Source organism: Paraburkholderia sp. RL17-380-BIE-A (assembly GCF_046028085.1).
Taxonomy (GTDB): Bacteria; Pseudomonadota; Gammaproteobacteria; order Burkholderiales; family Burkholderiaceae; genus Paraburkholderia.
Genome location: NZ_JARESQ010000002.1, coordinates 97,595 through 118,132 on the forward strand (window position 1 = coordinate 97,595; position 20,538 = coordinate 118,132).

General features: G+C 58.4%; 24 protein-coding genes and 1 pseudogene. 20 read left to right on the top strand and 5 right to left on the bottom strand.

Annotation, left to right across the window (positions count from 1 at the left end):
• Positions 1–39: 39 nt before the first annotated feature.
• The gene (locus tag P0D68_RS03145; protein ID WP_408467994.1) at positions 40–549 is read right to left on the bottom strand and encodes an HAD domain-containing protein; all 510 of its coding nucleotides are present in this window, start codon (positions 547–549) and stop codon (positions 40–42) included.
• A 183-nt stretch (positions 550–732) separates the two neighbouring features.
• Between P0D68_RS03145 and P0D68_RS03150 the strand changes: the two genes are divergently transcribed.
• The 14 genes from P0D68_RS03150 (at position 733) to P0D68_RS03215 (ending at position 11,279) form a co-directional block, all read left to right on the top strand.
• Positions 733–1,251 (top strand): DUF6471 domain-containing protein, encoded by a 519-nt coding sequence (locus P0D68_RS03150; protein ID WP_408467995.1) that lies wholly within the window; start codon positions 733–735, stop codon positions 1,249–1,251.
• A gap of 190 nt (positions 1,252–1,441) precedes the next feature.
• Positions 1,442–1,807, top strand: coding sequence for a hypothetical protein (locus P0D68_RS03155; protein ID WP_408467996.1), 366 nt, complete (start codon positions 1,442–1,444; stop codon positions 1,805–1,807).
• A gap of 153 nt (positions 1,808–1,960) precedes the next feature.
• Positions 1,961–2,773, top strand: coding sequence for a BPSL0761 family protein (locus tag P0D68_RS03160; protein WP_408467997.1), 813 nt, complete (start codon positions 1,961–1,963; stop codon positions 2,771–2,773).
• Positions 2,770–3,027 carry a hypothetical protein gene (locus P0D68_RS03165; RefSeq protein WP_408467998.1) on the top strand — a complete coding sequence of 86 codons (258 nt, stop codon included), beginning with the start codon at positions 2,770–2,772 and terminating at the stop codon, positions 3,025–3,027. Before P0D68_RS03160 ends, P0D68_RS03165 begins: the two co-directional genes overlap by 4 nt.
• A gap of 163 nt (positions 3,028–3,190) precedes the next feature.
• On the top strand, positions 3,191–3,781 hold the full coding sequence (locus P0D68_RS03170) for an HAD domain-containing protein (RefSeq protein ID WP_408468074.1): 591 nt from the start codon (positions 3,191–3,193) through the stop codon (positions 3,779–3,781).
• A complete protein-coding gene (locus P0D68_RS03175; protein WP_408468086.1) occupies positions 3,669–4,166 on the top strand; it encodes a hypothetical protein in 498 nt (165 codons plus the stop codon). Before P0D68_RS03170 ends, P0D68_RS03175 begins: the two co-directional genes overlap by 113 nt.
• Positions 4,163–4,951 (top strand): metallophosphoesterase, encoded by a 789-nt coding sequence (locus P0D68_RS03180; protein ID WP_408467999.1) that lies wholly within the window; start codon positions 4,163–4,165, stop codon positions 4,949–4,951. The genes P0D68_RS03175 and P0D68_RS03180 overlap by 4 nt, the downstream gene beginning before the upstream one ends.
• Positions 4,952–5,094: 143 nt before the next feature.
• Positions 5,095–6,072: a hypothetical protein gene (locus tag P0D68_RS03185; protein ID WP_408468000.1), complete on the top strand. Its 978-nt coding sequence runs from the start codon at positions 5,095–5,097 to the stop codon at positions 6,070–6,072.
• Between the two features lie 24 nt (positions 6,073–6,096).
• On the top strand, positions 6,097–6,678 hold the full coding sequence (locus P0D68_RS03190) for a DUF2442 domain-containing protein (protein WP_408468001.1): 582 nt from the start codon (positions 6,097–6,099) through the stop codon (positions 6,676–6,678).
• 108 nt (positions 6,679–6,786) lie between these two features.
• A complete protein-coding gene (locus tag P0D68_RS03195; RefSeq protein ID WP_408468002.1) occupies positions 6,787–7,026 on the top strand; it encodes a helix-turn-helix domain-containing protein in 240 nt (79 codons plus the stop codon).
• A 41-nt stretch (positions 7,027–7,067) separates the two neighbouring features.
• On the top strand, positions 7,068–7,280 hold the full coding sequence (locus P0D68_RS03200) for a helix-turn-helix domain-containing protein (protein WP_408468003.1): 213 nt from the start codon (positions 7,068–7,070) through the stop codon (positions 7,278–7,280).
• Between the two features lie 115 nt (positions 7,281–7,395).
• Positions 7,396–7,698: a DUF2442 domain-containing protein gene (locus P0D68_RS03205; protein ID WP_408468004.1), complete on the top strand. Its 303-nt coding sequence runs from the start codon at positions 7,396–7,398 to the stop codon at positions 7,696–7,698.
• Positions 7,699–7,857: 159 nt separating this feature from the next.
• Complete coding sequence (locus tag P0D68_RS03210) at positions 7,858–9,642, top strand: SWIM zinc finger family protein (protein ID WP_408468005.1); 1,785 nt, start codon at positions 7,858–7,860, stop codon at positions 9,640–9,642.
• Between the two features lie 92 nt (positions 9,643–9,734).
• On the top strand, positions 9,735–11,279 hold the full coding sequence (locus P0D68_RS03215) for an IS630 family transposase (RefSeq protein ID WP_408468006.1): 1,545 nt from the start codon (positions 9,735–9,737) through the stop codon (positions 11,277–11,279).
• 18 nt (positions 11,280–11,297) lie between these two features.
• Here the strand turns inward: P0D68_RS03215 and P0D68_RS03220 are convergent.
• From P0D68_RS03220 to P0D68_RS03230, 3 genes and pseudogenes are all read right to left on the bottom strand, one after another.
• A pseudogene (locus tag P0D68_RS03220) lies at positions 11,298–11,795 on the bottom strand (YncE family protein); the annotation flags it as partial.
• A gap of 39 nt (positions 11,796–11,834) precedes the next feature.
• Positions 11,835–12,287, bottom strand: a complete 453-nt coding sequence (locus tag P0D68_RS03225; RefSeq protein ID WP_408303222.1) for a chromate resistance protein ChrB domain-containing protein — start codon at positions 12,285–12,287, stop codon at positions 11,835–11,837.
• Complete coding sequence (locus P0D68_RS03230; RefSeq protein WP_408303220.1) at positions 12,284–13,018, bottom strand: superoxide dismutase; 735 nt, start codon at positions 13,016–13,018, stop codon at positions 12,284–12,286. Before P0D68_RS03230 ends, P0D68_RS03225 begins: the two co-directional genes overlap by 4 nt.
• 198 nt (positions 13,019–13,216) lie before the next feature.
• Between P0D68_RS03230 and P0D68_RS03235 the strand changes: the two genes are divergently transcribed.
• A complete protein-coding gene (locus tag P0D68_RS03235; protein WP_408303218.1) occupies positions 13,217–14,194 on the top strand; it encodes a chromate resistance protein ChrB domain-containing protein in 978 nt (325 codons plus the stop codon).
• Positions 14,195–14,407: 213 nt separating this feature from the next.
• On the top strand, positions 14,408–15,751 hold the full coding sequence (gene chrA, locus P0D68_RS03240) for a chromate efflux transporter (protein ID WP_408303305.1): 1,344 nt from the start codon (positions 14,408–14,410) through the stop codon (positions 15,749–15,751).
• Positions 15,752–15,843: 92 nt separating this feature from the next.
• Here chrA and P0D68_RS03245 read toward each other — a convergent pair whose 3' ends face one another.
• Positions 15,844–16,905, bottom strand: coding sequence for a DMT family transporter (locus P0D68_RS03245; RefSeq protein WP_408468007.1), 1,062 nt, complete (start codon positions 16,903–16,905; stop codon positions 15,844–15,846).
• Positions 16,906–17,053: 148 nt separating this feature from the next.
• Between P0D68_RS03245 and P0D68_RS03250 the strand changes: the two genes are divergently transcribed.
• The 4 genes from P0D68_RS03250 to P0D68_RS03265 all read left to right on the top strand — a co-directional run bounded on the left by P0D68_RS03250 (position 17,054) and on the right by P0D68_RS03265 (position 20,395).
• Positions 17,054–17,329, top strand: a complete 276-nt coding sequence (locus P0D68_RS03250) for a metal/formaldehyde-sensitive transcriptional repressor (RefSeq protein ID WP_408303216.1) — start codon at positions 17,054–17,056, stop codon at positions 17,327–17,329.
• Positions 17,330–17,340: 11 nt separating this feature from the next.
• Positions 17,341–18,636, top strand: coding sequence for a CDF family Co(II)/Ni(II) efflux transporter DmeF (dmeF, locus tag P0D68_RS03255; RefSeq protein WP_408303214.1), 1,296 nt, complete (start codon positions 17,341–17,343; stop codon positions 18,634–18,636).
• A gap of 214 nt (positions 18,637–18,850) precedes the next feature.
• Positions 18,851–19,546 carry a VIT1/CCC1 transporter family protein gene (locus P0D68_RS03260; RefSeq protein WP_408303212.1) on the top strand — a complete coding sequence of 232 codons (696 nt, stop codon included), beginning with the start codon at positions 18,851–18,853 and terminating at the stop codon, positions 19,544–19,546.
• Positions 19,547–19,699: 153 nt separating this feature from the next.
• Positions 19,700–20,395 carry a glycine zipper 2TM domain-containing protein gene (locus P0D68_RS03265; RefSeq protein WP_408303210.1) on the top strand — a complete coding sequence of 232 codons (696 nt, stop codon included), beginning with the start codon at positions 19,700–19,702 and terminating at the stop codon, positions 20,393–20,395.
• The last annotated feature ends 143 nt before the right edge of the window (positions 20,396–20,538 follow it).

A 20,538-nucleotide genomic window follows, 5' to 3' on the forward strand; every position in this document is an offset into this window, starting at 1 on the left:
TCAGCTAAAAAATGTCGCCTACGCTTTAGAAGGAAGCGCTCAAGCCATACAGCGCTTGCGGGCAAGCATCCGTCGCAGCCGCCGCCAGTCGTCATGGTCCGCCGCCCAAAGCCCGTTGGGAACAATAACTACCTCATCGCGCAACGGAACCGGCACATGGCGGGCATCGCTTTCGAGAACAGTCACGACCTGCGGCTGTCGCCTCCGAACATCTTCAGCAAGCCATTCGCTTTTGCTGGTGTTCTGGCTCAACCTGTGGCGCAACAACCTATTACCAGGTATGGTCGCGCCCACAACATGAGCCCCTAGCGATTCGGGTAATAGGTCAAGCACGCAGTGAAAGCCCACTGTGTTTACCCAACTCGACGTCAGAACGACGTCGACATGCTGCTCCTCCACAAGCAAGGCGCTCAGTTGGGTCACAGGTGCACTATCAATTGCTAGATAGATTGCGCCGCGGCCTAATCGCGGAGGGGCAAACGTTCTACGCAAAAGAACGCCCTCGACCGCAAGGTAAAGTATCGAATGAGAGGCCATCGTTGCAACCATTTCAGCGCGAACATGTGACCATGCCGGAGGCTGACGATATACTCGAAGTAGTGCCGCGCAGCGATGCCGGCAAACGGGGACTCGTTGCTGAAAAATGCTCTTTTGCTTCTATCGAGCCGACAACTCAGTGCGATGTTTTTCGCACTTAAGCGTAGTCCATAACTTGGCGAACGCAAGGATTTTATGAGCGAAGCCGATACCCCTTGGTCCCGACTGGCATCCCGCGTCGCACGAGTCGTCCTGGCGCGGAAGGACGTAACTTACGCGGCGCTCGCGGACGCGCTCGCCGCAGATGGAAGCGCGGACGGTGAACGCGCACTGGTCTCCCGTATCTCTAGGGGAACGCTGAAGCTTAGCTTGCTGCTTCAGATTATCTCCATCACTGCCGCGACTCCGCCCGAACGGTGGACTCAGGCGCTTTGCCGCGAAGGCAACTGGGAGCAAAAAGCCCGAGATGTCATCGCTAGCGAGCTTGCACGCCAGCCTGCCAACGACGTTTCGGAACTCTCGCGGCGCCTCGGCCGTCTCGGTGCAACCCTGCCCGCGAAGACCTTGGAAGCGAGCATCGCTTCCGGAGGCATGCCACTCTCCGTGTTCCTACAGTTGCTTCTTGTCCTCGGCTCGGACTCGCTCGAACGGTATGTGGACTACGAGGACCTTCTTGAAGCCGCCAAAGCTACGTCGCTAGACGAGAGCCACTAGCGTTGGCTAAAGCCGAAACGACCTTGCGTTTTCAGGATGTCGGCCTACACTGGGTAAGTGCGAAAAAAATCGCACTTGACGCGCATAAAAGTCGAACTACGCGAGCGCCCCCGCCGTTGAAGCAGCATGCAACTCATGCCTCAGGCATGCCTCGCTGACTTCGCGGAATGCCTCCTCATGGAGACAGACCATGCCAGTCTGGTTCCCTCCTTCCGTAGACATCGAGCCAGAGCTCACGCTGCAGCACTGGCGCGTCATGCAGACAGAGCGCGATGAGCGCCACCTTGTTGGCATGCGAGCCGATACGGGTGTGGCGCGCGTGACCTCCGCACTACGCGAGCTCGACGCGTTTTCGTTGGTCGCCATCACCAGCTCTGGCCGCCGGTACCGGCTTGTTAGTGAGCCCGGATGGACGCACGACACCATGTTTCTGTGGATAGCATGGTGTCTGAAGAACGATGTGTGTACTTGCTCCGACGTAACATACAAGTATTTTCATCCGCCGTTCGGCATGCTGGGCTCGCGGTCTGATTTTCAGGTCGATACGGGAGACTAGCGATGCCAGTCTTGAAAGCAACTCCCTTCGCTGAAAATCAGACCGTCAAGATGTCCGGCCGGTGTACCGCTGAGACGTCGCAACAGTGGCGCCTAGTTCGTCGTGTCTCGTGGGACGTCGACATTACGAGGGAGTGTATGTGCGGAGGTCGCCGTGACGACACCTGAACAACGGACCAAGGCCGTTAGGGAGACGCGCCAGTTCCTTGAGACAGTCCGCGGGGCCGAGGATGAAATCTTGTGGGACTTAGTACGAACAATGGCCGGCCAATTGCTCCGCCACTACCCTCAGGACGCGGACCTTAGTCGCTCTGCCCAGGCTTTGCCCGGTGCGTGGGGGCCGCCTTGGGATACGCAAATTATGGCTGCGGCCGCCGATAGACGCCGCGCCGCCACGGCGAGAGCGGCACCAACAGCGAAGCTGGCGGAACGCGCAGGCGTCGTCTTCCTCGACATTGATAACACCCTGCACGCTTCGGACGCTTTCCTTTTTGAAGGCAAAGTAATCCCAGAGTCACACACCAGCACGCTTTTCGAATTCGCCCCTACTCTCGAGCAGCTACTCGAGCCCTACCCGGCTCTCGCAATCATCCTCAGCAGCTCCTGGGTCGAAGTTCTTGGATACGACCTTACGGTGGCGCAGTTGCCGAGCGATTCATTGCGAGCACGAGTGCGCGGCGCCACTTTCGAAAAAGAAGACGCTGTTGATGAAGGTTGGGCCGCCTTGCCGCGAGGGACTCAGGTCCTTCGTTTCGTTCAGCGTCACAGGCTTCAGCGATGGCTTGCTATCGATGACATGCGCTCGGGATTCGATGGCTACGAGGTGCGCCTCGTTCATTGCCAGGTGGGTGTCGGCCTTGGAGACAAAGACGTGCAGCAAGTGCTTGCACGTCGTTTGGAAATCATATTTGGACCGCCCGATTCATGCTCGCTGTCAAGTCCATCCACCCCGGATGAGCCGACATGAAGTCGAAGCGGCAGAAATGGCCAAATTTCGTCGGCCCCGAAACTTCGCGCGTCGCGGGGTACGCGTTAAGCGGGGTTGCAAAGCAGCTGGCGCGACTACTAAAGCGGCATCTTGAACGGCGGCGCCCCATGCTGACTCGACGAGGCGAGACGGGCATTCAGAAACGCGACGTCTTTCGCCTTCTTTGTCGTGCATTTTCCAAGGCACTGCTCAATCGCGCGGCGGTGACGCGGCGCGACAGAGAAAGGCATTGATGTTCGCGCTGGCTGCGGCAGATTTGCCTCGGGCCCTCCGAGTCAGCGGCATTCCCAGCGAACTGAATCGGCAACGTAAGCGGAGCAGATGATGATGGAATTCATGGCACGACCTCAAACCTCTCTTCCCTTTTCACCTACGATTCATCTCAACTATAGGGGCATGCCGAACCGCGGTCACGGCCTACTGGACGAGTTTGGCGACATCACTCTGGATGCGTGCCGGCCGCTGCACCAATACGCGCCGTATCTTGTTGGCGTCCTCACACCATACCCAAAGGTACAAATAGTCCTAACGACTTCTTGGCTGCACAGTCTAGGGGCCGGAGAGACCGTTGCTCTGCTACCAGACCAGCTGCGTCTCAGCGTTGTCGGCACAACACTTGGCACCGCGCTCCGCTTTCGCGAAATCAGAGCTGGCAAAGCGAACACGATGACCGTCTTTTGCCACGCGGCAAGGTATGGTCTGACAAGGTGGTTAGTGGTTGACAACGAGGCATGGGGTGTCTTTTCCGGGGTCGAACAACATTTTTTGCACTCAGGACCGGAAACGGGGTTAGGCGCGCTGGAAGCACGAAAACAGCTAACGGAGTGGCTTGCTGCCAACGCGACCGGTACCCACCTGCCAGCGGACGCGTGCAATGAGTCGCGGCGACATCTCTCGGCTCCTGCAGCTGCTCGGCATTCCAGCCGGATGCGCAGCGGTCGGATTACTGCTAGGTCGGGCTTTCCGCGGCAAGCCGTCAATGGTTGAGTCTATGCGGTGGCGGCTAGTCACCAGTGCGGCGTACCTGCGCGACGCGCACAACTCGTCGCTGTCGCCGCATACCCGCTTTAAATGCGCGTTTGACGCGATGTATTTCTGTTTCTGCGAAATCGCCGGGGCACGCGGCATTGACGTCGAGGGCATGGTGCACCCTAACGCCGAAATATTAGGCGTGGGTATGTCTGCATTGATTACCTCGTCGCACGACCGCCTAACAGTGGAACGATTGATGGAATGGGCAGCCGATTCATCACCGTTCCTGCCGCAGATACCGCTAGACGAAGCATGTCGTCTGGCCGCCCGCGTCAACGCTGACACGCTTGCAATTTTCGCGCAGCCACGCACTACAGGTGACCCGGCCGGAGAACGATGATGCGCTTTCAGATTGCCTCCGACCTTCATCTCGAAATGCTCTATCGGTTCGCGGATTATCGCGTCATCGAGGCAGCGCCGGATGCCGACGCTTTAATTTTGGCCGGCGACATTCACTCACATACGCACGCTATCAAAGCGTTCGCGGACTGGCCCGTGCCGGTCTACTACGTACATGGGAACCACGAAGGATATTCGGCGCACTACTACGGCGTGACAACAGAAATCGCCAGGGCGGCAACTGGCACAAACGTCCACTACCTTGAGCGCAACGCGGTTCGCGTAGGTGGCCTCCGGATTCTTGGCACATGCCTGTGGACCGACTACGGGCTTGATGGGCATGCACCCGCAGCGATGCGCGAGGCTCAGCGTTGCCTCCGCGACCATAGCTCGATTCGCGTCGGAGACGGCGGGTATTTCACGCCAGCCATCGCTCGCGCCGAACACATGAAATCACGGGCTTGGCTTCGGGAACAGCTCGCATTGCCCTTCAATGGCAAGACCATCGTTGTAACGCACCACGGGCCGCATCCGCAATCAGTTCATCCTCGTTACGTCGGCGACCTGTTAAACGCAGCGTTCGTTAGTGACCTGACATCGCTTGTCGAGCAAGCTGACCTGTGGGTCCACGGCCACGTGCACGACTCCTTCGATTACAAGGTCGGTAAGTGCCGTGTGGTTGCGAATCCGCGAGGGTATGCGCGCAATCGACACTACGCAGAATCGCCGGACACACTGGAATGGGAAAACCTAACATTCAATGGGGCGCTCGTCGTCGAAGTGTAGCGGTCCCGGCCAGTTCGCTCGCGATTACAACGCCGGCAAGACTGCCAAGTGCCGTCGCTGGCAGTTGTAGATATCGTAGCGCGTAGTCATATTGTCATTCACGCATGGAGTCACAAGTGGCTAACAGCGGTTGGGACATTGCCATGCAACGCATCGACGCCCAATACGACCTCCCACAATTCGTAGCGTCATCTCTTGTGCGCAAAATCGCGGCGAACAAGTTCCGGCTGCCAGCGACGGACCGTAGCAAGTTCCAGAATTTGCCGGACGAAGTGATTGTCCGCATAGAAAAGATTGTCCGCGACGCGTACATCGAGGCTGGTGAGGACGTCGGCGGCAACGCTCTACGCGAGCACCTTTGGCAGCAATCCCTCGATGCCCGCCACGCCATGATTGCAAATGGCGAGCTGATTTCAGAAGATGACTTCCGCCAACGCCTCGGCGTCACTCCGCGGCGTCTCAGCAAGCTGCTGACAGACGGCAGCGTATTTAAGATGGCGGTCGACGACCTGGAGTACTACCCCGCTGTGCTTGCAGACCCAGCGCTTGACCGCGATAGATTGCAGGCAATTTGCCGAATTATTGTGCCGGCGCCATCAGGGTCTCGGTTGGATTTCCTCGTGTCGTCAAGAGGCAGCATGGGCGGGCGAAGCCCCATACAGATGCTGACCGACGATATTGATTTCAATGCGCTGCAAAGAGTGGCTGCGGTGTGGACCGCAGAGTGGTCACGCACTGTCGTTAAGATGTACGAGGGCAAACACGAGGTTGTACCGGATGGGGTTCAGCCGCTATATACGGCGGCTGCAGAAATTGACCCACGAAAGCCGCTCTGGGACCGAGTCTCGGAAGCGCTGTACGCGCATGGGTATGAGTGGCCGTTGGGTCCTTATCCAACCGTTCGAAAATTTACTCTGTTTGTTGAGCGACATACGGCTGGACAGTCAACGCTGACGCCGGAGGCTTGCGTGCAAATCGTTGTGGACGGTGAGTACGTCCGGTCCCGAGTCGTCGCTGCCCCGGGCACTGTGCTGCATCCAGAGACGGTGCTCCGCGATAAGCATGAGAGCTTCGTCGAAATCGCTAAACGTATCATCACTCATCTTTGCAAGCGCATTTAGTCGACAAATGAGCAGGGAGAACGAATGACAAGCCCCGATGAACCAACAGCAATCTCGGTAGAGGTGAATGAACGTGACATCACCCTCCTGCTCAAAGACGGTCGAGAATTTCGAGTCCCGTTACGATGGTTCCCTCGATTGCTAGCGGCGACGCCCGAGCAGCGACATGAAGCCCACGTTTGCGCGGCCGGCGCGCAGCTGCGTTGGAATCAATTGGACGAAGATATCTGCGTTGGCGCGCTCATGCTCGACGTCGAGCAGCTCTTGATTGACGAAAAGTTGAGCTCGCAGATACCCGACGACTTTCCCTCAGACACGACGCCAGCGTCACTGTCCGGGTCGCAACCAAAACTCGCCGCGCGGAGGATTGCCGGAAGGCTTGTCGTCGGCCTGACGGCACCAGAAAGATATCAGCGATGGGAAATTTGCGAGGACCTAGCGCGGCAGCTGGTTTCCAAAACGCTCAAGGACGCTGCAAAGTTTCCCGGGCACTCGCACGATACGACGCTCCGACGAATGCGACGAGCCATTGAAGGCAAGCGATGGACAAGCGCTGTTGAGACGGATTGGCTTATGGAACGGCTGCGAGTCCTGCTTGGGTGGTAACAGGTGGCGGAAAGCAGGCTCGAATGTAAACCGATTTCACGCGGAGATTGCGTGAGAGTTGAAGGCCGTTGACGGCGCCGGGTAGCCCACTGTTCCACGAGTATGGACATGAACCAAACCATGACCGTCGCAGAAGTTGCGGTGATGCTAAATGTCACACCAGCTTATGTCGTCAAGCTAATCGGCAACGGCAAACTGCGCGCTAGGAGAAATCCGGACGGCAGGTACACGGTCGCACGCAAAGAAGCGGAGGCTTACCGCTTGAGAGGAAGACGGCGCGGCCGCAGGGCGCTCGAAAACCTTGCGCGTGTCTCGGAAAGCGCCGACATCTACAACAAACAAACGTGACCGCAGACTGCTGCAGTTGCCCGCCCCTAGTGGAGCCAAACATGACAATCGCCGAAGTCGCGAGGTTCCTCTTTGTGAGCCGGTCGCACGTTAGACATCTGCTGCAAAGCGGACACCTTCACGGTGCGCCCGGCCATGACGGCGAGTACATCGTCGATGAGGGGTCCGTCATGCGTTACCGGCGAGAATTGGACGAAAGGGTAAGGCGATATCTCGACACTCAGACGGAGGACGACGAACCGCCTGGGCTTTAACAACCCGTTCGACACTAGCAGGACCTCAACAAGAGAAGTTGGACCGCCGACGCACGACTTCCGTAACTGGTGCTGCCGCGACGAACTTTCACCACGCGGCTTGAAGGATGGAGAGATGACAAATCGCATCCGACCGATTGCAATCGAAGTAACCATGAATGAGGACAGTTTCATTGTCCGCTTACAGGACGGCGGCAAGCTGCACGTCCCTTGGCGACAGTACCCGAAATTGCTGGCGGCGACGCCTGAGCAACGAAGAGCGGTCCGAATTTCCGCATCGGGCACGATGTTGCATTGGGACCAGCTTCACCAGGATTTGAGCATTGAGGGGCTACTGCGCGATGCCGAACGCAGGCGGCTCGAAGAAAGGCTTAAATCAGTGCAGCTTGCGGTCAAAGTTGACATCAAGAAGCTGTAGTTGCCGATGCGCCGGGCGCGAAATCTGGCGGCTCACCAATCCGGCGCGTTGATTGCTGGTGCACGCAGCGGTCCGATGTGGCGCAAACCCACCACCCGACACAGCCCCGCGCGGGCGGCGAGATAGAATCGTGCATTGACTCACGTAGAGAAAATACCAATGTGTGCCGCGTCTCGCCAGTCGCCGTTTACAGACATCATTACCCTCACCGAGGTCCAGTCGCTCGCTGACCTGAAAACGTTCGCTCGGGGCAAAGCCTATTTCCACGACGGTGTGGTGTCGCGCCTTGAGGAGCATGACGGTGTGCTTCGCGCCAGTGTGCGCGGCACACATCGATATAGCGTCGAACTTGGCGTAGGTGACGACGGAGAACTGACGTACGAATGCGACTGCCCCGTCGGCGGCGACGGCATCTTCTGCAAACATGCTGTTGCGACCGCGCTTTCATGGCTCGAAAACTCGGGCGAGGAAGTGTTTCAAGTCGACGAAACCGAGGCTGCAAAGCCGCGAAAAAAGCGAAAGACTTACGAAGAGCAAATCCGCGAGTACGTGGCGGCACTGGATAAGGAAAGTCTGCAGGGGTTGTTGCTCGAAGCGGTTGAGCGTGACATGACGCTGCGTGACAAGCTGCTCTTCGCTGCGCGCGCGGCAAGCGCCAGCGAATTGCCGAGCATGAAGACTGCGGTGCGTCAGGCGACGCGCATCTCGCGACCGCTCGACTGGCGCGAGTCCGGAGCGTATGGCGACGGCCTGATGTCGCTCGCAGATATGCTGCGCCAACGTCTCGCAGGGCCGAAAGCGGAGCAGGTAGTCGAGCTCGCGGAGTTGGCGATTGCCGGCGCGGAAAAGAGTCTCGAACAGATTGATGACTCTGGCGGTGACGTCATGCCGGCAATTATGGAGCTCGCATCTGTTCATCTAGCAGCCTGCCAGCAGACGCGGCCGGACGCGGTGAAACTTGCCGAGCGCCTGTTTCGCCTCCAGACGGAGGGCGTATGGGACACGTTCTACGATGTGCTGCCAGCTTACGCCGAACCGTTAGGCGACACCGGACTGCGCATGTACCGCGAGCTTGTTGGGAACGGATGGGACGCGCTGCCGTCGCTCGCCCCGAGCAATGAGTATCGCAGGTCGTTCGACCCGCTGCGGATGCGACTGGAGCGGGCGATGGAGCGGCTCGCGGAACTCGATGGTGACGTCGACGCATTGATTCGAATTCGTTCGAAGGACCTGTCGAGTCCATACCGTTTTTTGCTGGTCGCGGAGCTTTGCGCGAAGCATGGGCGTCCCGATGAAGGGCTGACCTGGGCGGAGCGCGGGCTCAGGGAGTCAGGAAAAAATACTGACGTGCGTCTGCTTGATTTCTGTATAACTGAGTACTTACGGCGGAAGGATTTTGAGAAGGCCGATGTATTCGCCTGGCAGCGCTTTGAATCGCGTCCCGTTGCCGAAGCGTTCACTGCGCTGATGGATGTCGCCAAGACAACCGGTCGGTACGATTTAACGCGCGAGCGCGCACTCAAGCATATATGGGGGCTTGTCCGCTCGGAAGAGGCAACGTCCAAGGCGAAGCGCAGTCACTGGCAAACACCGAGCCGTACCGAACTGGTCAAGGTTTTTCTCGCCGAGCGCGAAAGTGAGACCGCATGGGAGGCGTTCTGCGGAGGTCCAGTAGCGGTAAACATGTGGGCAACGATGGCGGCGGTTCGGGCGAAGACCCATCCTCACGACGCCATTGCGTTGTACCACCGCTTGCTGCCAATCGCGGCCGAGAATGGCACGCGAAATGCCCGATATGACGAGGCTGCTGGAATCGTACGGGCCATCGGCCGGTTGCGAGCAGAACTGGGCGAGCACGCGGAGTTCACCATTGAACTCGATGAAATCCGGAATACTTACCGTGCCAAGCGAAATTTCATCAAGATGCTGGCCGCGTTTCAATAGTTCTGTGGTCGCCCTTAACGCCTTGTGAAGCCGATAGGGTAGCGCGAGCGATTGCATGCTATTTCGATGCGGCCCAGATGGGGAGGCTGCCCATGTACTCAGATATCAAAGAGTGGACGCGTATCCGAGCGCGGGTTCTCAACAAGGGCGAATCTATCCGGTATGTCGCAAATGCCGAAGGGATAAGCCGGAACACTGTCCGCAAAATGGTCCGCTTCGAGTTGCCCCCAGGCTACTGCCGGGTCACCGACAATACGAGAGATGCCACCCGCCGCCGAAAACTGGCAGTGCCATGGTCAGCGGTCCAACGCATCGTACGTGCACTCCCGGAGCGCGGGGCAGCGCAGTTCCTAGCCCGCTTGTTTAGCGAGGACGACACGGAGGAACTCGAAGAGGCAGCCGGGCGTCGATTGCGCACATGGGGTGTTGTCGAATCTCCGAAGATAGGCTCTGCTGAGCGGAGCCGGCAGCGATGGCAGAACTGGATGTATCAAGTCGAACAGGGTCTCGTTTCTGTGCCGGCAGGTGAGGATTGCAGGCAACAGGACAGGCTAATGCGAATGCTGTTGCCGGTATCAAGGATGCAGCGCCATAAGTCGCTTACCATGCTGGCACACGAAGCAGGCTTTTCCTTACGTGAAATCGCGACGCATCTCGCCATTAGCCGCGCATCGGTTCGCACGTACATCGGCGATTACAAGGCGGGTGGATTGGAATCACTGTTCGCAAAAGCGAACCGCCCCCGCAGGGAGGATGACGAAGCGCTGAAGAGCGCGGTCTTCACGCTTTTGCACGAGCCACCGTCTGCATCAGGCATTAACAGGACCACATGGAAGATGGTCGACCTGCGGCGCGTTCTGGCGGTGCGTGGACATCATGCTGGCACGGATGCTATCCGGTCGATAATGCGGCACGCCGGCTATCGCTGGAAATCGGCCAAGATTGTCCTCACAAGCACCGACCCCAATTATCTGGAAAAACTTGACCACATCCGGTCGGTTCTGGCCAACCTTCAGCCTGACGAACGGTTCTTCTCTATCGACGAGTTTGGGCCCTTCTCCGTCACTATGAAGCCGGGCCGCGTGCTGGCGGCCCCCGATGTTCAGCCGAATGTTCCGCAATGGCAGAAATCGAAGGGGTGTCTGATTTGCACTGCCGCACTGGAGTTGTCGTCCAACCGGGTGACGCATTTCTATTCCACGGCCAAGAACACCGATGAGATGATTCGCATGGCAACTGGCCTGCTTGACGAGTACGGTTTGATGCGGAAGCTGTATCTCTCGTGGGACGCAGCCTCCTGGCATCTTTCGAGGAGGTTGTCGGCGTTCATCTCTGACCACAATGAAGCAGCGCAATCGCGTCATCAGCCGATTCTGGAACTGGCTCCTTTGCCTGCAAGTGCTCAATTCCTGAATGTCATCGAATCAGTCTTCAGTGGCATGGCGAGAGCCATCATCCACAATAGTGACTACGCGTCCGCGGATGCTGCGAAGGCGGCAATTGACTGCTATTTCGCAGAGCGCAATCAGCACTTCACGGAACATCCGAAACGCGCGGGCAAAGCAATCTGGCGAAAGGAGCGGACGACGAGCGAGTTTTCGGCTGCGAACAATTGCAAGGACCCTGGATACAGATAAGCAAATCTAGCTTCACCTTCGCACGTCAATGACCGTCACAGTCCTGCCGGTTTCATCTGAGACATAGAGCTTGCGTGCCTCTGGCGCGTAGGCCATCCCATTTGGGTATGCCCCCGTGGGCATGCGAGCTGTTATTCCGAGCGTCGCCATGTCGATAGCAACTACCTCGTTTGCGGCGGTAGCGGACGCATAGACACGTCCCAGTTCTGGAACCGCCAGCACTCCGTGAACCGAACTGACGTTCGCGACACGCCCGACGACACGAGACATCTCCGTGTTGAAAGCGACGACTTCGCTATCGCCCAGGTGCGCGATGAATAGCAGATGACGGCTTGGGTCAAAGCTTTCGTGGTCAAAGCGCGTTGTCCCACCGCCGAGCGGCACGTCGGCAACTTTCTGCAGAGGTAGATTGGAGGCTTCGACCGCTTCTTCTGTGCCAATTTTGGGGTTCGAAACAGATGCAATTACGACGATTGCAAGCGCTGCAGCGGCGGAGGCGCGGAGGGTCAAGAACATGTTCGAGAAGGCCACAATGTTGCCCCAGCACCATCGTTTCTACGACGCTGGCGGCCAGCCGTGTGCTTCGCTCTGACAGTCGCGACACCACGCGTAGAGCGCGTCATACATGACCATGCCATGCAAAAGCATCTCGTGGTCGTCCGCAAAGATTCGCGATAGACCGAGAGACAAGGCCAGCAGCCCTGGGGCTTGCGGAGCCAGGTCGAGCCGAGCCGTATCTGCTCCACGTACGATGACTGCAAGTGCGGCCAGAGCCGGGTCGGTCAACTGATATTCCGCGAGGAAAGTATCGAAGCTGCAATGTTCGCCAGCGTGTGAGAGCATTACGCCGGGAATGTCGAACGGTATCGCGCCCTCACGCTCGGCGACGACCGGCACCTGGTCTGTTGATACGAATAGAAACTCCGGCGACTCATCGATGAATCGGGCAATCAGCCATGGACAGGCTATACGGTCGATTTTCGGACGTTCACGCGTGACCCATTTCATGTCGGCCTCCGCGTTGGCTGTGCGGCACTGAATCGTTGTGCAGCGTTTTCCCAGTTCAACAGCGTGAAGAGTTGGGTGAGGTACTCGTTGCGCTTGTTCTGGTACCGCAGGTAGTACGCGTGTTCGAAGACGTCGAGAACAAGGATGGGTTGAATACCCCACGCTGTCAGCTTCTGATGATTTTCACACTGCAACACCATCAGCTTCCCGGTTGCTGGATGGTATCCGACGACGCCCCAGCCCGATGCTTCGACCGCCAGCGTCGCTGCGAATAGCTGAGCCTCGAATTTGGCATAGGAGCCAAAATTCTTGTCGATAGCCTTGGCCAGTTCGCCTTTAGGTTCGGCGCCTTTGCCCGAGATGCTGGTCCAATAAATCGTGTGCAGGATGTGGCTAGAGAACTGGAACGCCAACTCTTTCTCATAGAACTTCACCAATGCAAAGTCGTTTGAATCGCGAGCCTTCGCAAGCGCCTCTTCCGCCTTGTTGGCAGCGACCACTGCCGGCTTGTGATGGAAGTTGTAGTGAACTTCGACGGTTCGAGCATCAATAATCGGCTCGAGTCCGTCGTATGCAAATGGCAGTGGCGCTGCAGAATATTTGCCGTCCGCGTCTACAAGCTTGTCGCTGTAGGCAGTTTCCTCGGCTGCCTGAAGTACATCGGCGGAGGCCAGAACCAGGCCTGCGCCTACTGCAGTCGCCTTGTGCAGAAAATCTCTTCGGGTCGCCACATGCTTCTCCGTTCGTTCGCGAGAGCCACCTGTCTCGGCTGCGGCGTCACATCCGCCGACCAAACGCGCATTTTGATAGCCCCGGATTGGTCGGGCGGAATGGTGAGCCAGCTGCTCCTGCAACGAATCGTAGGCGTGAACCGCCCACAAAGCAAAAATAATTTGTAGCGTATATAACTATCATGTAGATTGCGTTACATGAATGAAATTACCGACTGGCTCCTCCTTGTGCTCACGCTTCCGACCGACAACGCAACCGTGCGTATGCGTTATTGGCGTGCCTTGAAGACCAGAGGCTGCGCTGTGTTGCGGGACGGGGTGTATCTGCTTCCGGACGGAGAAGATGCAGGTGGCGAGATGGGAGAAATGTGCGAGGGTATTGGCCAGGCGGGGGGCACAGCTTATCTGATGCGGTTCCCAAGCCGCGATGCGGCGCAGGAGCAGGAATTTCGGGCGCTGTTCGACAGAGCCGACGAATATGCGACGCTGCGGCGCTTACTCGACGAAACCCGGAAGTCGCTCGCGAGCCTTGCGCCTGCGGACATCACCAGGCTCCTGCGAAAAACGCGAAAGGAATTTGAAGCACTGTCGGGCATCGATTTCTTCCCCAATGAAGCTACGGTTCGTGCCCAGTCAGCCTGGCAAGACTTCGTCGCAGCGGCCGATGCGGTGCTGTCCCCCGGTGAACCCCATCAGACCGAAGGCACGATAAAGCGTCTCGAGCCGAGGGAGTATCAAGGCCGTGTCTGGGCCACTCGTCGGAGGCTCTGGGTCGACCGCGTGGCAAGCGCATGGCTCATCAGGCGGTTTGTCGACCGCAACGCCCGCTTCGAGTGGCTCGCCTCGCCGGATGATTGCCCCCCAGACGCGGTCGGCTTTGATTTTGATGGCGCCACGTTTACGCACATCAATGAACGCGTGACCTTTGAAGTTTTAGCCGCCAGCTTCGGTATCGACGAGGAGCCGGGTATGGCAGGGCTCGCCAGTATGGTTCATTCGCTCGATGTCGGCGGCATCGTGGTCCCCGAGGCGGCCGGATTTGAGGCGGTGATGACAGGCGCCACAAAGCGCGGCCTGAGCGATGACGAACTGCTGAACGAAATGAGCCAGATGCTTGACTCACTGCTTGCGCATTTTGCTGCCGTGGAAAAGGGAGCAACCAGGCGACGGAGGTGAACGGGCCCCTAATGGTCCCGGAGTAGCTACCTCCGTTCAGTGCCGTTTGCCAATCGCCATGGAAATTGGCGTCGCAGCCACACCGTCCGCGCGATTCGCATCACCGGTCGGTGGTGATACCACCGTGTTATCGCACACCGCTGAACATTCAATCGCAAGCTAAAGCTTTCGGAGTTCCAAGTGCAACAAAGTCAAACGGCGCCAGATGACGAAATGAGCAATCAGCGCATTGAGGCGGTCGAATCCGTGACCTTTGGTCAAGCGCTCTGGTACTGGCTCAAGCTAGGCTTTATCAGCTTTGGAGGTCCGGCTGGGCAGATTGCCATCATGCATCAGGACCTGGTCGAGCGAAAACGCTGGATTTCCGAGAAGCGATTTCTGCACGCGTTGAACTACTGCATGGTCCTTCCCGGACCGGAGGCGCAGCAACTGGCCACATATATCGGTTGGCTGATGCACCGCACTTGGGGCGGCCTAATCGCCGGAGGGTTCTTCGTTCTTCCGTCCCTCTTCATCCTGATAGGACTGTCCTGGGTCTACATGGCCTTTGGCAGTGTCCCGGCCGTAGCAGGCGTGCTTTACGGCATCAAGCCGGCGGTCACGGCCATCGTCGTCTTCGCCGCGTACAGGATTGGCTCTCGCGCACTCAAGAATGCGTGGCTGTGGTCAATTGCTGCGGCAGCATTCCTCGCAATCTTCGTCGCCAACGTTCCGTTCCCTCTCATCGTGCTGGTAGCCGGCATCATTGGGCACTTTGGAGGTAAATACGCTCCGTCCAGATTCGTGGTCGGAGGCGGACACAAGTCGGGCGACAAGGGGTTTGGTCCCGCACTCCTTGACGACGACACGCCCACCCCGCGTCATGCGCTCTTCACATGGAAGCGGTTCACGGTCGTGCTTGCGGTCTTCATGCTGATTTGGCTCGCGGCCATCACGGTGCTTTCGCTTATGTACGGCTGGACGGGAACGCTTACGCAAATGGCCTGGTTCTTCACGAAAGCCGCTTTACTCACTTTCGGGGGCGCGTATGCGGTGTTGCCGTACGTCTACCAGGGGGCCGTCGATAACTACCACTGGTTGACCGGGTTGCAGATGATAGACGGCCTGGCGCTCGGAGAGACGACGCCTGGTCCGCTCATCATGGTGGTTTCCTTCGTCGGTTTCGTTGGCGGCTGGACCAAGGCAGTGTTCGGGCCGGATGCAATATTTGCCTCTGCGGTCGCCGCATCAATCGTCGTGACGTTCTTTACGTTCCTGCCGTCATTCCTGTTCATTCTGCTCGGCGGTCCCTTCATCGAAACGACCCACGGCAATCTGAAGTTTACTGCGCCGTTGACAGCCATCACTTCCGCTGTGGTTGGCGTCATCGTGAATCTCGCCGTGTTTTTTGCCCTTCACGTCCTGTGGCCACATGGCATCAAGGGCGGATTCGAATGGCCCTCGCTGCTTATAGGGATGGCTGCCGGTATCGCACTGTTCCGGTTCAAGGTCGGGGTAATAACGGTCGTGCTCGCATGCGGTGTAATAGGCCTCGCGCTGCGACTGTTTGTTCTTTGAGGTGGACCTTATACCAGCACCAGCTGCCGACGCTGCTCATGCTGCCGCCCGTCAATAGAAGGCCCAAATAGCCGTTAGCCGTCCTCCACACGTCAATGGGTATGCCGGTGATGGATGTCGGGAAAGTGCGCGTGCGTGTGAGCGATAGGCGCATGTTGATGAGGATGCGTGTGCGGCTCCTCACCGTCCCAGTCAAAATCATGCGTATGCTGGTGGTGCTCGTCGTGCCGGTGTCGATGGTTATGGTCCAAAACTTCGTGAGCGTGCGGATGTTCATGCCGCTCACGGATATGAAGCCAGATTCCCAAAGCCATGAGCGCCGCGGCAATCCAGAAAGACAGCGATGGCACTTCCGGCCAGAGGAAAAGCGATAACGCGACGCCGAATACCGGGGCGACTGAAAAATACGCACCGGTTCGGGCGGTACCCAGATTTCGCAGGGCGACGACAAAAAGAACCAAACTCACACCGTAGCCAGCGAAGCCGGTCAGCATGGCAGCCGCCACCTTCCCGACGCCCGGCAGGTGCGCGCCGAGAAGCAGCGCGATGCACAGATTGACTGAGCCTGCGACAAGGCCTTTCAGGCAGGCAATGACCATCGCGTCGTTCGCCGAGACCTTTCGCGTCAGGTTATTGTCGACCGCCCACGCAACGCAGGCTGCGACGACGAGCAGTGCACCGAGCGAGACGGCAGTGTCGCCAGGCTGCCACGAAAGGACGACACCGCCTGCCACTATCGCGACCATCCCAAGAAATATCTGGACGTCGACGTTTTCGCGGAACACAACCCAGGCAATCACCGCCGTGAACACGCCTTCAAGATTCAGTAGTAGGGAACTGGTTGCAGCGGGAGTTGTGCTGAGACCGAGCATCAGCAGCGCAGGTCCGGCCACCCCGCCCGCTGCGATTGCCCCGAGAAGCCAAGGCACTTCGGCGACCTGAATCCGGCTTTCGTTCTGGCGCTCTCCAGTCGTGCGGCGTAGGCGTTGAACAAAAATTCCGAGAGCAAGACCAACGCCACTGCCCAGGTAGAAGAGGCCTGCGACCATGAAGGGCGACAGCGTGCCAAGCAGCGTCTTGGCGAGCGGCGTCGTCGCGCCGAATAGCGCGGCGGCTAGCAGAGCGGTAAAAGCGGCGTTGTGACGTGCATTCATGAAAGACCGCTGCAAACATTAACCGGGTTTGGGAGGCATCTGGCGAAATCAGCGAGCACGGATAATTTCACACAAACAAATGATACCCCTACCCCCTATGGTAGACTCGGAGCAATTATATACCCCCGTGGGGTATGCGGAGGGCGCGATGAGTCACACAGTTCAGGAAAAACAGAAGCTTCTTAACAGGGTCCGCCGTATCAAAGGGCAGGTCGAGGCCATCGAACGTGCGCTTGAGGAAGAGCACGGGTGCTCCGACGTCCTGCAACGGATTACGAGTTGCAGGGGAGCGATGAACGGCCTGTTGGCAGTTGTGTTGGAGGACCACATCCGGAACCACCTTGTGGATGCTGAAAACGGCGAGGAACACGGCGACAGCGCCACGGAACAGCTCATCGAAGTTGTTCACAGCTATTTCAAGTGATTGGGTTGGAAATGAATGATTTCAAAGACGCCGCGTTCGGCGCAGGGCATGACCACATCTTCCTTGGCGCTGGTCACGAAAAGAACGAGCGAAAGACGTGGGCCGTGATTGCGCTGTGCAGTGCCATGATGCTGGTTGAAATCGTTGGCGGCAGTATGTTCGGGTCGCTTGCGCTGGTCGCCGATGGACTGCACATGTCGACGCATGCGGGTGCGATGCTGATTGCAGCACTTGCCTATACATACGCGCGCAAACATGCTTCTGATTCGCGCTTCGTGTTCGGCACGGGCAAGCTCGGCGACCTGGCCGGATTTACCAGCGCCATCGTACTGGCAATGATTGCCTTGCTGATTGGTTACGAGGCGGTCTCCCGATTTCTTGCACCGATTCCTATCCATTTCGGCGAGGCAATTCCCATCGCAGTGGTCGGCTTGCTGGTCAACCTCGCGAGTGTCTGGCTTCTGAGCGGCGACCATCACGGCCATAGCCATGGTCATAACCACGGACATGGGCATGGTCATGGTCATGGTCATGACGACCACGCTCACGAAGAGGAAGCGCAGAAGATTGTCGCCCCATCTGGTGTATTCGCGGTATCAATTTTCGAGGACGGCGTGCCGCCCGTCTTCCGGATTACTCCGGAATCACCGGACTCGCGCATGGTCGCATCAACGATGACTATCACGACCGTCAGACCGGACGGGGCGCGTCAGGTTTTTGTGCTGGGGGACCGTGGTTGTTACCTGGAATCGAAAGACGAAATCCCGGAGCCGCACGCATTCAGAGCGATTGTGAGTTTGTCTGACGGCGACCATGAAGTCGAATTTGCCGAGCATGAGCATGAGCATGGCCACGACACGCATGAGGCTGTAAGCAGGGACCATAATATCCGCTCCGCCTATATGCACGTCATGGCTGACGCGGCGGTATCCGTGCTGGCAATTCTTGGTCTTGTACTGGCGCGCACCTTCGGCTGGCTCTGGATGGACCCGCTGGCGGGCATCATCGGGGCGCTGGTGATAGCCAACTGGTCTTATGGACTTATGCGCGACACCGGTGCGATTCTGCTCGATATCAATCCGGACCGGCGCATGGCGGAAAACGTGCGTCACGCCATCGAGGACCATGGCGACAAGGTTGTCGACCTGCATGTCTGGCGCGTGGGGCCTGGCCACATGAGCGTGGTAGTGTCGGTCTCGACCAGTGAGCCACAGCGAGACTCACGCTTCTATCATGCGGTGCTCGAGCGTTTCAAGGGGCTATCGCACGTCACGGTGGAAGTTCAGCCATCGAAGGCGGCGGCCTGACTTGTGGCAGTCAACTCGCCGGGCTTCGACGTATTCAGAATTGATGGCAAGCCCGGTATATGCGTCGGAAGCTGTTGCGCACGCGATGCCCGATAAGCAAGCGAGTCCAAGCACGGCAGACGTCTCTGATGTCGCCCTCGCAGCGACACATGCAAGCTGCCCTTGTGTCCATCGCTGTGAGCCAGTGAATTAACATCTCAAACTTGGAGGAGCTATGCCTGGGCGACACAAGGAACAGCATCGTCTCGAATCGATTAGCTGGTTGCGTGCCGCTGTACTGGGCGCCAATGATGGCATTGTCTCGACGGCGAGCCTCGTCGCCGGCGTGGCATCTGCGCACACTGCTCATGGAAGCGTTGTGCTCACGGCCGTGGCAGGCCTGGTTGCTGGGGCTATGTCAATGGCGACGGGAGAATATGTATCCGTTTCCTCGCAGGCGGATACTGAAAAGGCATCCTTGGCCCAGGAACAGACCGAACTCGATGCCGACTTCTCCCGCGAGCAACGGGAATTGACTGCAATTTACGTGAGTCGTGGTCTGGACTTGCCGCTTGCCGCTCAGGTTGCTGAAAAGCTCATGGCGCACGACGCACTGGGGACTCATGCGCGTGATGAGCTAGGCATTTCGGAGGTCACGGCTGCGCGACCTCTGCAAGCCGCGCTGGCTTCCGCTGGAAGTTTTGCGGTTGGCGCCGCATTGCCGGTTATCGTCGCCGCCCTTACGCCCGAATCGGTACTGCTTCCAGCCATCGTCCTCTCTGCCCTGGTTTCGCTGGCCGCTCTGGGAGGCCTCGCCGCGAAAGCCGGTGGAGCGAAAGTCGGGCCGGGTGTTATCCGCGTGGTCTTCTGGAGTGCTCTGGCAATGGGCGTGTCATCAGGCGTCGGCGCTTTGTTTGGCGCGGTAGCGTGAGCACCAGACGCTAGCGGAGGCGATACTTCTAAGAGAACCGGAGCCTAGGTGGCCGTCGGGAAATGCTACAAGTGCTTACAAATCTTGCGGACTTTACGTCCACCGGTTTGCCGGCTCCCGCGTTCTTGCTGACACACGTCAACGGAGCGCGACATGAACACCAACCCGACATCCAATCTGCCGCAACGCAGTCGTATTCATCCGCTGGTTGCCGGTGCGGCTGTGGCCGTCATCCTGGCGAGCGCGACAGGCATCGCTGCGATGACCGGCATTCTGCCAACGTCACGCGCGACGACCTCGCCTTCGACGTCAGTTGCGCCAGTGACCGCTCAAATTTCGAGCGCACCAGCGACTTCACCGCAACCTGCCACGGAGCAACGCGTCACGCATGAGGACACCTCAGCGCAACCACGCGTCCATCATCACCGTAGCGCGACGGTCGAACAGGCCCCGAGGTATGCGAACGACAACACCTACCAAAACTCCGCTCAACCCGCACCAAGGCCGGTCGCCGTCGACCCGAATGCAGGCGAAGTTGTCGCCGTCAATACAGTTCAGGAAGCCGAACCAACAACGGGGCTGGGAGCCGTGGGTGGAGCCGTCGCTGGTGGCCTGTTGGGAAATCAGGTCGGGGGAGGACGCGGTCGCGTTCTGACCACGATTGCAGGAGCGGTTGGCGGCGGACTTGCGGGTAACGGCATCGAGCATGCGGTGCGTAAGGCGACCAGCTACCAGGTGCAGGTAAGAATGCAGGACGGCAGCTACCGGAATTTCAATTATTCGACGCAGCCGCCGGTTCAGGTCGGACAGCGCGTCCATGTCTCGGGCGACTCGCTGAGCACATCGTAATCCCGGCCGGAACCGGCAGTATCCGAAGCAGGTTACTGCCGGTTACAGAATTGACATTTCAGCCGCACTTGCGGCCGCGCGCCACACCTAGAATCCGCATCGTTTCGCCATTGTCTGGCGTCCGTCGGAAGTGGGCAGGACAG